The sequence below is a fragment of the Escherichia sp. Lx600-2 genome, assembly GCF_036662595.1.
Lineage (GTDB): Bacteria > Pseudomonadota > Gammaproteobacteria > Enterobacterales > Enterobacteriaceae > Escherichia > Escherichia coli.
The window spans coordinates 93,670-108,415 of sequence record NZ_JAYQWM010000003.1; the positions used below are offsets into that span (position 1 = coordinate 93,670).

The following is a 14,746-nucleotide window of genomic DNA, read 5'->3' on the forward strand; positions in this document are numbered from 1 at the left end:
CTCCATCAATCGAACGCTGCCGCGGCGTAACTAGTTGCCAGAAGCCAGCGAGGTTAGTTGCGCAAGCAGTTTCGCTGGTTCATCACCTGAAAGCTGTGCGTCAACGGGCAAATACCACCAATTTTCTTCTGCAAAGGCCCGGCATTTCACCGCATCTTTTTCAGTCATTACCAGCGTTTGCCCGGTGCTTACCAACGCGCTGACATCCGCATGGTTCAAAGACTGATGATCGGCCAGCGGTACACATTTTTCCGGTTGTACGCCGCACATCTTCAGCGTGGCAAAAAAGCGCGGCGGATGCCCAATCCCTGCCATCGCCACCACATGTTCAAGCTGAGCAACGTCACAACGCGTACCGGTACGTAAATTCACCGCCTGACCCGGCAGCAGATGCATGGGGATTTCACCGCTGCGGGGGACACCGCCGTTGACGATTACCGCATCAACTGACTTTAAGCGCCCCGCTCGCTCACGCATTGGCCCCGCCGGCAACCACCAGCCATTGCCAAAGCGACGCACACCATCAATAACGACAATTTCCACATCACGCGCCAGACGGTAATGCTGTAAACCGTCGTCGGTTACGATGATCTGCACATCAGGGTGTTGCGCCAGAATGGCTTTTACCGCATCAGAACGAACGGGAGAAACCGCAACAGGCGCATCAGTGCGTTGATAAATCAACACAGGTTCATCACCCGCCTGTGCTGTGGTGGTATCTGCCGACAATAACAGCGGATAAGATTCAGCCTTACCACCATATCCCCGCGATACGACCCCCACGCGAATACCGCGCTGTTGCAACTGTTCCACCAGCCAGACAACGACCGGGGTTTTTCCGTTGCCGCCTGCGGTGAGATTACCAACCACGACAACCGGTACGGGGGCACGCCAGGCGCGCTTCAGTTTTAGTTTATAGCAAAGACGGATCGCGCCACTCACCAGGCCATACAACCAGGAGAGTGGCAGCAATAGCCGCCACAAAGGGGATTCACCAGACCAGATTTTTTCGATCATTGGCCAAACTGCATTTTGTGAAGTTGCGCGTAAACGCCGCGGTGCTCAAGCAAATCGTTATGCGTACCGCGTTCCACAATGACACCATCCTCGACGACCACGATTTCGTCTGCCTTTTCAATGGTAGACAAGCGGTGGGCAATCACCAGAGAGGTACGGTTTTTCTGCAACTCATCCAGTGCCGCCTGAATCGCACGTTCGGATTCGGTATCCAGAGCCGAGGTAGCTTCATCCAGAATCAGAATCGGGCTATCACGCAGCAAGGCTCGAGCGATAGCAATACGCTGACGCTGACCGCCAGAGAGCAGCACGCCGTTTTCACCAATCACTGTATCGAGACCGTTATCCATCTTATTGATGAAGTCCATGGCGTAGGCCATACGCGCCGCTTCTTCAATTTGCTCACGGCTGTACTGTTCAGTCCGTGCGTAAGCAATGTTGTTAGCAACCGTATCGTTAAACAGATGGACATTCTGCGACACCAGAGCAACCTGGTTACGTAACGACGCCAAGGTATACTCGCGCAGATCGTGACCATCCATCAGGATTTCGCCTTCATCAATATCGTAAAAACGCGTGATCAGGCTGGCGATGGTTGATTTACCTGAACCAGAGCGTCCAACCAGAGCAACCGTCTTCCCTGCCGGAATTTTCAGGTTGATGTTACGCAAGGCGGGTACGTCACGTCCCGGATAAGTAAAGGTGACATTGCGGAATTCCACGTCGCCAGTCGCACGCTCGATCACGCGCTTACCTTCGTCTTTCTCCTGCTCACTGTCCAGAATGGTAAACAGCGTCTGACAAGCCGCCATACCGCGCTGGAACTGGGCGTTAACGTTAGTCAGCGATTTCAGCGGACGCATCAGTGCAATCATTGAAGAGAAAACAACGGTAATCGTACCGGCAGTCAGGCTATCCATGACACTTGGGAAGCTCGCCGCATACAGAACAAACGCCAGCGCCAAAGAGGCGATCAGCTGAATGATCGGATCAGAGATGGAAGAGGCTGAAACCATTTTCATCCCCTGAAGACGCATTCGGTTGCTGACTTTATCGAAGCGTTTCGTTTCCACTTCCTGACCACCGAAAATCAATACTTCTTTATGGCCTTTCAGCATTTGTTCAGCGCTGGTGGTCACCTGCCCCATGGTGTTCTGCATGTTTTTACTGATGTTGCGAAAACGCTTCGATACTACGCGAATCGCAATCGAAACAATCGGTGCCAGCACAATCAAAATGATCGACAATTGCCAACTGTAATAGAACATCATGATGAACAGGCCGATGATCGACGCACCTTCACGCACAACAGTAATCAGTGCGCCAGAAGAGGAAGAAGCAACCTGTTCGGAATCGTAGGTGATACGTGACAACAGCGTACCCGTTGACTGTTTGTCAAAGAATGAAACCGGCATTCCCATCATGTGACCAAACAGGCGGCGACGCATGGTCATTACCACCTTTCCTGATACCCAGGAGATACAGTAGCTGGAGACATAGCTGGTGATACCACGCAAAATCATCAGCCCGATCACCACCAGCGGCATCCACACCAGCACGGAGCGATCTGTTTTACCAAAGCCATCATCAAGAAGTGGCTTAAGGAGCGATAACATGAAGGTATCGCTGGCTGCGTTGAGGATTAACGCTACGCCCGCCACGATCAGACCCGCTTTAAAAGGCGCAATGGTTGGCCACAGTCGGCGGAATGTCTGCCACGTAGAGAGATCTTTGTCGTTATGCATTCAAAAAACCAGCATTTGTTGAAATAGCCGCATATTCTACCCGTTATCCACTGGCACGCCAAACCACTGATGATACCAACGAGGTAAAATTTGCTCCCTGAGGCTGCTAATCCGCCAGCCTTGCGCTGAAAAATCGACCGTTACTTGCCCCTGATGAGGAGTATCAAGCCACGTATAACCTTGCTGTTGATAGCGATGCTTAACTTTGTTAGAGGGCAGTCGCCATGCGTTATAGCGCGATGCCGATGCGAATGCCACTTTTCCATTCACTCGCTGAATTAATGGCAACGATGATGAGGTATTACTGCCATGGTGAGGTACCTGAAGCAATGTTGCCTGCACTTGCTGCCAGTAACGGCTTAGCATCTTTTGTTCAGCTGGGGCTTCAATATCACCGGTTAGAAGAATGCTATTCGTCCCGTCATCAACCTTAACCACACAGGAATGGTTATTTCCTTTATCGTTGCTACCTTGTAAAGGCCAGTGCGCACTGAAACGCAATCCTTGCCATTGCCACGCTTCGCCACGCACACAGGGCTGATGATGTTCCCAGTTTAACGGACTTCTGATCCATAACATCGGCCATGTGTGCAATATTGAATCCAGCCCTCCCCGGTGATCCAGATGTTCATGGCTCAGAATAACACCTTCCGGTTCAAGATTATGCCAGTGGAGCCAGGGGATAATCAGTTGTTGCCCACTATCCCCTTCGGGCCAGGCCAGTCCCGTGTCATAGAGAATCGCTTTGCCGTTTCTGGCTATCACCATTGCCAGCCCTTGCCCGACATCAAGCATGTACACTTGCCACTCGTCAGGTCGAGGTTTTTGCCACAGCGGCCAGCACATCAGCAAGCCTACAGCCACACACATTGCTGGCAACGTTCGCCAGGCGTTTAATCGCCATACCACCAGTAAGAACCATGGGGAAAATGATAGCCATTGCCAACGTTCAGCAATGTTGATCCACCCTTCTGGCAAACTCTTTAACCCCCAGAAAAGTAAAGCCAAAGACCGGTCGGCAAGAAACCATAACCCTTGCTCCAGGATTAACGGCCCGCTTAAATGCACAACCATCGCGGCGAGGATCAACGGAACCGTGATAAATGTCACCAAGGGAATTGCTAATAGATTTGCAATAAACGAGGTCAGACTAATGCCATGAAATATGACGATTTGCACGGGCATAAGCAGAAGTGTGATTCCCAGTTGCAAATGAATGAGGGAAACAACTGCACGCAATACCGGCGGCAGTTGCCACTCAGGACAGGGAAACCACTGATACCAAAATATCAATGCCGCGACCGCAGCGGCAGAGAGCCATAAACTTTGCGAGAGAATGGCAACAGGATCCATCAGCAAAATTGCCGCCAGACAACATATCCATACATCCCAGCCACTCCACTGTCGCCCACTTAACTTAAGCATTCCCCACGTAGCAAGCGCCACAACGGTACGCAATGCAGGAGGTTGCATTCCCGTCAGCCAGGCATAAAAAGCAGCACAGCAGATTCCGCCAATTAATGGCATTTGCCAGTGGATCCAGCGCCCAGGCAGAAAAATTTGTCCACTGCGAATGAGTCCGGCAGCCAGCAACGCCGCAAAAGCGATGTGCAATCCCGATATCGCCATTAAATGCGCCGTTCCAGTATCACGCATGATATTTTTGATTTCTTTAGGGACGGATAACCGTTCCCCCATACCTAAACCAAGACATATAGGGTTGCAGCGTTGTTTGTAGTGACGCCAGATACTGTGCACGCAGGCTACAATTCGGTTCAATGACACTTGCCCGCAGAAAACGGCCGGTGAGCGGCTGATGCTGGGCAATGGCATAACGCTGGCTATCAAAGCCGCCATCATTAAGTTGACCATGAACGGCACGAACTTTGAGTTTCATTGACCATTGTTGTCCAGCACAAACCGCTTGCGGAAGATATTCGCCATACAGCACGAGGCCTGGCGCAGGGAATATACGTCGACCTTGTAGATGAGTAATTTGACCGTAATGAGTGGTCATACCGTCAGTAGCAGTGATCTCAACAATTGCATCCTGCGTCGCGCCAGTTAAGGTTTCTCCTGCCCACAAAATTTGCTTTGCTGCTAATATGCCCCAAACGAAAAACAGCAACGTCAGCGCGATATAACGGACGGTTTTAAAAGGGATAAATACCAGTACGCAGGCGAAGACGGTCAGAGACGCAAGGGTTAATGTCCCAGGCAATTGGGGCAAAATCAGCAACGGAAAAATTCCGCAAATTATGCATACGCCGACTGTCGTTATTTTCATGCACCCCTCCCTGTTTATGGAAAGTGTGCAACTTTGTTGAGCGGTTGTCTGGTGGGAATTTTGCGTTCCCCGAGGCACATTCAGAAGAATTTAACGAGAGGGTGAAAACTGCTCAAAACTCTGCGAGGCAGCTTCCAGTTCCAGATTAGAGAAATGAAAAAAGCACCCGACAGGTGCTTTTCTCGCGTTCAAGTTTGAGTAAAAACTTAACCGTAAATATTGGCGCGATCGCGCAGTTCTTTACCAGGTTTAAAGTGAGGAACGTATTTTCCTTCCAGTTCTACTTTATCGCCAGTCTTCGGATTACGTCCGGTACGTGGTGCGCGGTAGTGCAAAGAGAAACTGCCGAAACCGCGGATTTCAATACGCTCGCCCTGCGCAAGAGTCGAGGCCATATGCTCCAGCATCTCTTTTACTGCATCTTCAACCGTCTTGGCGGGAATGTGCGATTGCTGGGTGGCAAGTCTTTCTATCAATTCTGACTTGGTCATGATTCCTCCGGTTCCTTAAGGGCAAATTAAGCGGCTGCTGTTGCTGCATTGATTAAGGGCGGCCGTAGCCGCCCTTAGTGCTTGATTACAGGACGAAACCTGCAATCTGTCAAGTAAACTCAACAAACTTCGGAATAAAAATCCCGAAGAGTCAGAGAATTACTCGCCTTTAGCTGCTTTGAAAGCTTCAGCCATTGCGTTGTTGGAGAAGTTTGCATCTTCCTGTTTGTTAACAGTTGCGATTGCATCTTTCTCGTCAGCTTCGTCTTTCGCACGAACAGACAGGCTGATTGCGCGATTTTTACGATCAACGCCGGTGAATTTAGCTTCAACTTCGTCGCCAACGCTCAGAACCAGGGTAGCGTCTTCAACGCGGTCACGGGATGCTTCAGAAGCACGCAGGTAACCTTCAACGCCGTCAGCCAGTTCTACGGTTGCGCCTTTAGCGTCAACTGCAGTTACTTTACCGGTTACGATAGCGCCTTTCTTGTTCAGAGCAACCCAGTTGTTGAACGGATCTTCTGCGAGCTGTTTAACGCCCAGGGAGATACGTTCACGTTCTGCGTCAACCTGCAGAACAACTGCAGCGATTTCGTCACCTTTTTTGTATTCACGAACTGCTTCTTCGCCTGCAACGTTCCAGGAGATGTCAGACAGGTGAACCAGGCCGTCGATGCCACCGTCCAGGCCGATGAAGATACCGAAGTCAGTGATAGACTTGATTTTACCTTCAACACGGTCGCCCTTGTTGTGGGTTTCCGCGAACTGCTGCCACGGGTTAGCTTTGCACTGTTTCAGACCCAGGGAGATACGACGACGTTCTTCGTCGATATCCAGAACCATAACTTCCACTACATCGCCAACGTTAACAACTTTGGACGGGTGGATGTTTTTGTTGGTCCAATCCATTTCGGAAACGTGTACCAGGCCTTCAACGCCTTCTTCGATTTCAACGAAGCAGCCGTAGTCGGTCAGGTTGGTCACGCGACCAGTCAGTTTGGTACCTTCCGGATAACGTTTAGCGATAGCTACCCACGGATCTTCGCCCAGCTGTTTCAGGCCCAGGGATACACGGGTACGTTCGCGGTCGAACTTCAGCACTTTAACAGTGATTTCGTCGCCCACGTTGACGATTTCGCTCGGATGCTTAACGCGTTTCCAGGCCATGTCAGTGATGTGCAGCAGGCCGTCAACGCCGCCCAGATCAACGAATGCACCGTAGTCAGTGAGGTTCTTAACGATACCTTTAACTTCCATGCCTTCCTGCAGGTTTTCCAGCAGCTGATCGCGCTCTGCGCTGTTTTCGGATTCGATAACGGCACGACGAGAAACAACAACGTTGTTGCGCTTCTGATCCAGCTTGATTACTTTAAATTCAAGCTCTTTGCCTTCCAGGTGCAGAGTGTCACGCACCGGACGAACGTCTACCAGAGAACCTGGCAGGAACGCACGAATACCGTTCAGCTCAACAGTGAAGCCGCCCTTAACTTTGCCGTTGATAACACCGGTAACAGTTTCAGCATCTTCGTAAGCTTTTTCCAGCGTGATCCAGGCTTCGTGACGTTTAGCTTTCTCACGGGACAGCAGAGTTTCACCGAAGCCGTCTTCTACTGCGTCCAGAGCAACGTCAACTTCGTCACCTACCTGGATTTCCAGCTCGCCCTGGGCGTTTTTGAACTGCTCAGCCGGGATGGCGGACTCAGATTTCAGACCAGCGTCAACCAGTACTACATCTTTGTCGATAGCAACAACAACGCCACGAACGATAGAACCCGGGCGGGTTTCGATTTCTTTTAAGGACTCTTCAAAGAGTTGAGCAAAAGATTCAGTCATGTTTAATCTTCAGGTTTATATTTAACGTCCACCTGGCTCCATGCCGGATGGGGTTGTTTAACATACCCGCTGTCATTCCATTGCAACGGGGGTACTGCAAATTCGGTCGCTTATGCGAGAGCCAATTTCTGGCGCGCGTATTGTAGCGCTTTTTCAATCACTTGCTCAATGCTTAAGGTGGTGGAATCCAACACTAAAGCATCGGCTGCCGGAACCAGTGGCGCTACCGCTCGGTTACGATCGCGGTCGTCGCGTTCTTTGATCTCGGCCAAAAGGCGCTCAAAGTTAACACTAAAGCCCTTCTCCTGCAACTGTAGCATGCGGCGATGCGCACGTTCTTCCGAGGAGGCGTCAAGGAAAATTTTCACTGGCGCATCAGGGAATACCACCGTTCCCATGTCGCGGCCATCGGCAATCAGGCCTGGTAATTCGCGAAACGCGCGTTGGCGACGCAATAATGCTTCACGAACGCGTGGGAATGCCGCGACTTGTGAAGCAGCATTCGCCACTTCCTGAGTACGAATTTCGCCGCTGACATCTTCCCCTTCGAGGATCACTTCCAGATTGCCATTGGTCGACACAAAACGTACATCCAGATGGGATGCCAGCGGCACCAGCGCATCTTCCGAAGCAACATCAACATGGTGATGTAATGCCGCTAGTGCCAGTACGCGATAAATTGCACCCGAGTCCAGCAGATGCCATTGCAACGCTTCCGCCATAGCCTTACACAAGGTGCCTTTCCCTGCACCGCTTGGGCCATCAATGGTAATAACCGGGGCAATTGCCGTCATCTTTATCTCCTTAAAACAGGCGTACCGTTAACATAACCGCGCGCATTATACGCGCCGACGCCACAAATCGTTAACGTTGTGTGCAAAAACCAGTTTTGTCTGTATTCAGATGGGGATTTATTGCGCAATTATAGCGGGCTGGCAGAAGACCAGCCCGAAAGATGACAATGATTTACTTACCAGAGGCGATACGATCACGGATGTGTTGCGCACGCTCTGTTGATGGTGGGTGAGAGTCAAACATGGACTGGGTGCGACCGCCATCCAGGCTAGCCAGTTTTTCAAAGCTGCCAACCAGCCCCTGGGTGCTGATGCCACGTTTCTTCAACAGATCAAAGGAGAAATCATCTGCTTCGGACTCTTTATCACGGGAGTATTTCGCATTGATAGCGCCTTCTGCGATATCACCTAATTGTGAGCGGGAAAGCTGGGAAGCCACACCGCTGGTAGCTGAAATGGCATCGCGTGCGGCAACGATCGCATAAGAAGCTTTCATTTCAGCCAGCGAGTGACCCAACGCGACGTGGCCCAGTTCATGGCCCAGAACACCTTCAATTTCGTTGTCATTCATCATGTCCATCAGGCCACTGTAGACACGAACACAGCCGTTCGCCATCGCCCATGCGTTGACGTCGCTGGTCATATAAACCTTATAGTTGACCGGCGTGCCATTAATATTGTTACCCAATGCTTTGGCGATTTTTGCCAGACGTTTACCGTACTTGCTGGATTTACTTGCGACTTGATTGCCACTGTCCATTTCGGCACAGCCCTGATTGGCAATCGCTTTTGCATCGGCATCGCTTAACGTTGCTGCTTTATAGGCATTTAAACCGGAGCTGATAGCCATATTGGTATCAATACCGTGGGTATTTTGACACCCTGTCAGTAATGCTGCAGAGGTCGCAATCGCCAGCAGTAATTTAGTATTCTTCATGTGAATCATCCGTTGATTAATCATATATAAATATTATGTATCAACAACTTACATTGACAAGCGACGCTACTATTAATCAAAATGACTCACAAGGTCCGAAAAAAAACGCCGGCAATGTGCCGGCGTTTTGATAAAGAAAGATTTGGCTATTTATTGGACGTTATTCATTCAGGCTGCCTGGCTAATCCGCGCCAGCTGCTCGAAATAATCCGGAAATGTTTTGGCCGTACATTTGGGATCAAGAATCGTCACTGGTGTATCTGACAACGCCACCAGCGAGAAACACATCGCCATCCGGTGATCATTGTATGTCGCGATCTCGGCAAAGTTCAGTTTTTCCGGTGGAGTGATACGAATGTAATCGTGCCCCTCTTCTACTTCCGCACCGACTTTACGCAGTTCTGTTGCCATCGCAAACAGGCGATCGGTTTCTTTAACACGCCAGTTATAGATATTGCGCAGCGTGGTGGTGCCTTTTGCAAATAACGCCGCCGTGGCAATGGTCATCGCCGCATCAGGAATATGGTTCATATCCATATCAATAGCGTTCAGTTCACCACGCGTGCAGGAAATATAATCATCGCCCCAGCAAATGGTCGCGCCCATTTTTTCCAGCACATCAGCAAAGCGAATATCACCCTGCATACTGTTACGTCCAATACCGGTCACTTTTACAGTGCCGCCTTTGATTGCTGCTGCTGCCAGAAAGTAAGAAGCCGAAGATGCATCGCCTTCGACCAAATAAGTACCCGGAGACTGATAAGACTGCCCGCCTTTTACGACAAATTGTTGATAGTGCTGATTTTCAATTTCAACACCAAACGTCTTCATCAGATTGAGTGTGATGTCGATATAAGGTTTAGAAACCAGATCGCCTTTAATACGAATCACCGTATCTTCCGGCGCAAGAGGCGCAGTCATTAACAGTGCGGTGAGGAATTGGCTGGAAACGGAGCCATCAACGTCAACGTTGCCGCCAGTAAAGCCGCCCTGTAAACGCAACGGCGGATAATTTTCTTGTTCCAGGTAAATGATCTTCGCCCCGCCCAGGCGCAGCGCATCCACCAGATGACCAATCGGGCGCTCTTTCATACGCGGCTCACCGGTCAGCACAATATCATTGCTACCCAGACAAAGAGCTGCCGCCAGCGGGCGCATTGCCGTTCCGGCGTTTCCGAGGAACAACTCCAGGGCACCTTCTGCGTGTAATGGACCGCCGTTACCGATAATTTCGCAACGCGTACGATCGGCTGAAAGCGTATAGCTTACCCCTAACGCTGCTAATGCATTCAGCATATGGCGCACGTCATCGCTATCCAGCAGATTGGTTAATACTGTTTTGCCGTGTGCTAATGCCGCCAGCAATAAAGCGCGGTTAGAAACGCTCTTGGAACCGGGCAGATTAATAGTGCCATCGACACGAGCGATGGGTTGTAACGTCAGGGATTCCATGAACTCAACTCTCTACAACAGAAATAAAAACCCCACAGGCTGGCTGTGGGGATTAAGCAAAATTTCGGCATTAGCCGTGACGGCGTTCGAACTCAACCATGAAGTCTGTCAGCGCTTTAACGCCTTCCAGCGGCATGGCGTTATAAATGGACGCGCGCATTCCGCCGACCACACGGTGACCTTTCAGTGCATGAAGGCCTGCAGCAAAAGACTCTTCAAGGAACAATTTGTCAAGCGCACTGTCTGCCAACTGGAATGGTACGTTCATCCGCGAACGGTTAGCTTTCGCCACGTCATTGCGGTAGAAATCGCTGTTATCAATTACCCCATACAGCAGTTCTGCTTTTTGCTGATTGATTTTATCCATTTCAGCTACACCGCCGTTCGCTTTCAGCCATTTAAAGACCAGACCAGACAGATACCAGGCAAATGTCGGCGGCGTGTTAAACATGGAGCCGTTATCGTTGAGGATGGAATAATCCAGAATCGACGGACACGCGATATTCGCTTTGCCCAGCAAATCTTCACGAACGATGACGATTGTCAGGCCTGCCGGGCCGATATTTTTCTGCGCGCCAGCGTAAATCACGCCATAACGGCTAACGTCAATCGGACGGGAAAGAATGGTTGAAGAGAAGTCGGCGGCGACCACCACATCTTTGCCGAAGTCTGGCGTTTCGTCGATGGCGATACCGTCGATGGTTTCATTCGGGCAGTAATGCATATAAGCAGCATTATCAGAGAGTTGCCATTCTCGCATTGGCTTAACCGCGCGCAGACCATCAACAGTCACTTTGGCGTCAAAGACATTAGGCGTGCAGTATTTTTTCGCTTCTTTGATGGCACTTGCCGCCCAGTAACCGGCATCAACATAATCTGCGGTGGTTTTATCACCGAGAATATTCAGCGGAACAGCAGCAAACTGACCGCGACCGCCGCCATGGCAGAACAATACCTTGTAGTTGGAGGGGACATTAAGAAGATCGCGAAAATCCTTCTCGGCTTCCTCTGCAACCTGAATGAACTCTTTGCCACGGTGACTCACTTCCATCACCGACGTACCAAGACCGTTCCAGTCACGCAGTTCCTGTTGAGCCTGTTTAAGCACCTCTGCCGGTAGCATTGCCGGACCAGAACTAAAATTGAAGATTTGAGCCATTTCCCCTCACCACGTTGCGTTGCCATTAACCCCCAGTCAATCGATTGCGACCGCGGGTAATATGTTATTCCTGTGGCTATCGGTTTTATCATTCAGTGACACGCATCGCAATGGGTAAAACCGTTGAGGGCAAAAATGCGGCACGCGTCACACAACAGAATCTCTCGGATTATTACCAAAAAACCGATATTTTTGCTGTCAGGTCACCCGTTTAGCCCGACTTGCCTTCGTCCATTCTGGATTTGCACAGCGCGGACATAATTGTTTTTCCCCCGCGTTCATATGAATGATTTCACTACAACGGATGCAGGCATAGTCCGCCGACTCCGGCACCACTTTGTAACGCTGAGTACAATCACTGGGTAAAATAAGTAAACCCGGTTTCACCTTGTCATCTTCAAAGAAATAGACACTGATTTGCCCGTTGGTTTCGAGAATCGCCAGACGTACTTGCCCCAGCTGCTCTACACCGCGCAATCGTAGCTCCATAAAGAACTCAAATTCCGTCATGTTGGAGTTATTGAGTTTCGACCAGGCCAGCTCGCCATCTTCAATAATGACAACCGGCTTACCTTCCAGAAGATCTTCCAGTTTTTCACTGTGTGCCATCAACCACATTACCAGGCGGTATAACAACGCCAGAGTGATAAAGACGATAAGTACCGGGACCATCGGCACATCATCATAAAACGCCACATCTCCCGCCGCTGACCCCAGCGTCAGAATGATTAACACTTCAAACAGCGACATCTGCCGCACTCCGCGTCTTCCGGTCATTTTGAGGAACAAAAAAACCAGTACAAAGGTATACAGACTACGTAGTGCAACTTCGCCAAGGAAATCAAAAGGCACTTTATCAAATGCCATACGGTGGAGATCGAACGCCTTCATTTTTATGCTCTTAACGTGGTTTATCCGCTAAAAGCATAGTCAACAGTTCATCGGCATGGCGGCGGTGATAGCGCCTTTGAGATAAAACCCGTATTATTGCGCGCTTTCCGTACGACTAAAGTGATTTTCATGACGCAAACATTTATCCCCGGCAAAGATGCCGCTCTGGAAGATTCCATCGCTCGCTTCCAGCAAAAACTTTCAGACCTCGGCTTTCAGATTGAAGAGGCCTCCTGGCTGAATCCCGTGCCTAACGTCTGGTCTGTACATATTCGCGACAAAGAGTGCGCACTGTGTTTTACCAACGGTAAAGGCGCAACCAAGAAAGCGGCGCAGGCTTCTGCACTCGGTGAATATTTCGAGCGTCTCTCAACCAACTACTTTTTTGCTGATTTCTGGCTGGGCGAAACCATCGCCAACGGTCCATTTGTGCATTATCCCAACGAAAAATGGTTCCCACTGACCGAAAATGACGATGTGCCAGAAGGGCTGCTCGATGACCGTCTGCGCGCATTTTACGATCCGGAGAATGAATTGACCGGCAGTATGCTGATTGACCTACAATCCGGTAACGAAGATCGTGGTATTTGCGGTCTGCCGTTTACGCGCCAGTCCGACAATCAGACCGTTTATATTCCGATGAATATCATTGGTAACCTGTACGTTTCTAACGGTATGTCCGCTGGCAATACCCGCAACGAAGCACGCGTTCAGGGGTTGTCCGAAGTTTTCGAACGCTACGTGAAAAACCGCATTATTGCTGAAAGCATCAGCTTGCCGGAAATCCCGGCAGACGTGCTGGCGCGTTACCCAGCGGTGGTTGAAGCGATCGAAACACTGGAAGCGGAAGGTTTCCCGATCTTCGCTTATGACGGTTCGCTTGGCGGCCAGTATCCGGTGATTTGCGTGGTACTGTTTAATCCTGCTAACGGCACCTGCTTTGCCTCTTTCGGTGCGCATCCTGATTTTGGCGTAGCACTGGAACGTACCGTGACCGAGCTGCTGCAAGGTCGTGGCCTGAAAGATTTGGATGTGTTTACTCCGCCAACCTTCGATGATGAAGAAGTCGCTGAACATACCAACCTCGAAACGCACTTTATCGATTCCAGCGGTTTAATCTCCTGGGACCTGTTCAAGCAGGATGCCGATTATCCGTTTGTGGACTGGAATTTCTCCGGCACCACGGAAGAAGAGTTTGCCACGCTGATGGCTATCTTCAACAAAGAAGATAAAGAAGTTTATATTGCCGATTACGAGCATCTGGGCGTTTATGCTTGCCGTATTATCGTGCCTGGCATGTCCGATATTTATCCGGCTGAAGATCTGTGGCTCGCGAATAACAGTATGGGCAGCCATTTACGTGAAACGATTCTTTCGCTACCAGGCAGCGAGTGGGAAAAAGAAGATTACCTGAACCTCATCGAGCAACTGGATGAAGAAGGTTTTGATGACTTTACCCGCGTGCGTGAGCTGTTGGGTCTGGCGACCGGGTCGGATAACGGTTGGTACACCCTGCGTATCGGTGAATTAAAAGCCATGCTGGCGCTGGCTGGTGGCGATCTGGAACAGGCTCTGGTCTGGACCGAATGGACGATGGAGTTTAACTCATCGGTATTCAGCCCGGAACGCGCCAACTATTATCGCTGCCTGCAAACGTTGTTATTACTGGCACAGGAAGAAGATCGCCAGCCGCTGCAATATCTGAATGCGTTTGTTCGCATGTACGGCGCAGATGCCGTGGAAGCCGCCAGTGCGGCAATGAGCGGCGAAGCGGCGTTTTATGGCTTGCAACCAGTAGATAGCGATCTGCACGCGTTTGCTGCACATCAGTCGCTGTTGAAGGCCTACGAAAAGCTGCAGCGCGCCAAAGCAGCATTCTGGGCAAAATAAAATCAAATAGCCTACGCAATGTAGGCTTAATGATTCGTCTGAGTTATATTACGGGGCGTTTTTTTAATGCCCCGCTTTACATATATTTGCATTAATAAAATAATTGTAATTATAAGGTTAAATATCGGTAATTTGTATTTAATAAATACGATCGATATTGTTACTTTATTCGCCTGGTGCTCCCTTTTAATTAACTGTTTTAGCGGAGGATGCGGAAAAAATTCAACTCATTTGTTAATTTTTAAAATTT

The 14,746-nt window shown here is 50.0% G+C and carries 12 protein-coding genes; 1 reads left to right on the forward strand and 11 read right to left on the reverse strand.

The genetic code is table 11. The annotated features are described in order from the left end of the window. Positions 1 to 30: 30 nt before the first annotated feature. The 11 genes from lpxK to OQV04_RS01900 form a co-directional block, all read right to left on the reverse strand. Positions 31 to 1,017, reverse strand: coding sequence for a tetraacyldisaccharide 4'-kinase (gene lpxK, locus OQV04_RS01855; RefSeq protein WP_000570541.1), 987 nt, complete (start codon positions 1,015 to 1,017; stop codon positions 31 to 33). Beyond that, the gene (msbA, locus tag OQV04_RS01860) at positions 1,014 to 2,762 is read right to left on the reverse strand and encodes a lipid A ABC transporter ATP-binding protein/permease MsbA (RefSeq protein WP_000551270.1); all 1,749 of its coding nucleotides are present in this window, start codon (positions 2,760 to 2,762) and stop codon (positions 1,014 to 1,016) included. The genes lpxK and msbA overlap by 4 nt, the downstream gene beginning before the upstream one ends. Positions 2,763 to 2,798: 36 nt before the next feature. Next, complete coding sequence (locus OQV04_RS01865; RefSeq protein WP_404855056.1) at positions 2,799 to 4,547, reverse strand: ComEC family protein; 1,749 nt, start codon at positions 4,545 to 4,547, stop codon at positions 2,799 to 2,801. Next, the gene (locus OQV04_RS24985; RefSeq protein ID WP_375156536.1) at positions 4,435 to 5,049 is read right to left on the reverse strand and encodes a hypothetical protein; all 615 of its coding nucleotides are present in this window, start codon (positions 5,047 to 5,049) and stop codon (positions 4,435 to 4,437) included. Before OQV04_RS24985 ends, OQV04_RS01865 begins: the two co-directional genes overlap by 113 nt. Before the next feature lie 206 nt (positions 5,050 to 5,255). After that, entirely contained in the window at positions 5,256 to 5,540 is a 285-nt protein-coding gene (ihfB, locus tag OQV04_RS01870) for an integration host factor subunit beta (RefSeq protein ID WP_000167336.1), read from the reverse strand. A 159-nt stretch (positions 5,541 to 5,699) separates the two neighbouring features. Next, the gene (gene rpsA / locus OQV04_RS01875; protein WP_000140327.1) at positions 5,700 to 7,373 is read right to left on the reverse strand and encodes a 30S ribosomal protein S1; all 1,674 of its coding nucleotides are present in this window, start codon (positions 7,371 to 7,373) and stop codon (positions 5,700 to 5,702) included. A gap of 110 nt (positions 7,374 to 7,483) precedes the next feature. After that, on the reverse strand, positions 7,484 to 8,167 hold the full coding sequence (gene cmk, locus OQV04_RS01880; RefSeq protein WP_000125016.1) for a (d)CMP kinase: 684 nt from the start codon (positions 8,165 to 8,167) through the stop codon (positions 7,484 to 7,486). A 172-nt stretch (positions 8,168 to 8,339) separates the two neighbouring features. Further along, a complete protein-coding gene (ycaL, locus tag OQV04_RS01885; RefSeq protein ID WP_001295345.1) occupies positions 8,340 to 9,104 on the reverse strand; it encodes a metallopeptidase YcaL in 765 nt (254 codons plus the stop codon). Positions 9,105 to 9,272: 168 nt separating this feature from the next. Then, a complete protein-coding gene (gene aroA, locus OQV04_RS01890) occupies positions 9,273 to 10,556 on the reverse strand; it encodes a 3-phosphoshikimate 1-carboxyvinyltransferase (protein ID WP_032280641.1) in 1,284 nt (427 codons plus the stop codon). A 70-nt stretch (positions 10,557 to 10,626) separates the two neighbouring features. Beyond that, complete coding sequence (serC, locus tag OQV04_RS01895; protein WP_000057149.1) at positions 10,627 to 11,715, reverse strand: 3-phosphoserine/phosphohydroxythreonine transaminase; 1,089 nt, start codon at positions 11,713 to 11,715, stop codon at positions 10,627 to 10,629. Positions 11,716 to 11,913: 198 nt separating this feature from the next. Continuing rightward, on the reverse strand, positions 11,914 to 12,606 hold the full coding sequence (locus tag OQV04_RS01900) for a DUF421 domain-containing protein (protein ID WP_000642852.1): 693 nt from the start codon (positions 12,604 to 12,606) through the stop codon (positions 11,914 to 11,916). 129 nt (positions 12,607 to 12,735) lie between these two features. Here OQV04_RS01900 and ycaO point away from each other — a divergent pair, with 129 nt between their 5' ends. After that, on the forward strand, positions 12,736 to 14,496 hold the full coding sequence (gene ycaO, locus OQV04_RS01905) for a 30S ribosomal protein S12 methylthiotransferase accessory factor YcaO (protein WP_032280640.1): 1,761 nt from the start codon (positions 12,736 to 12,738) through the stop codon (positions 14,494 to 14,496). Positions 14,497 to 14,746 lie beyond the last annotated feature (250 nt).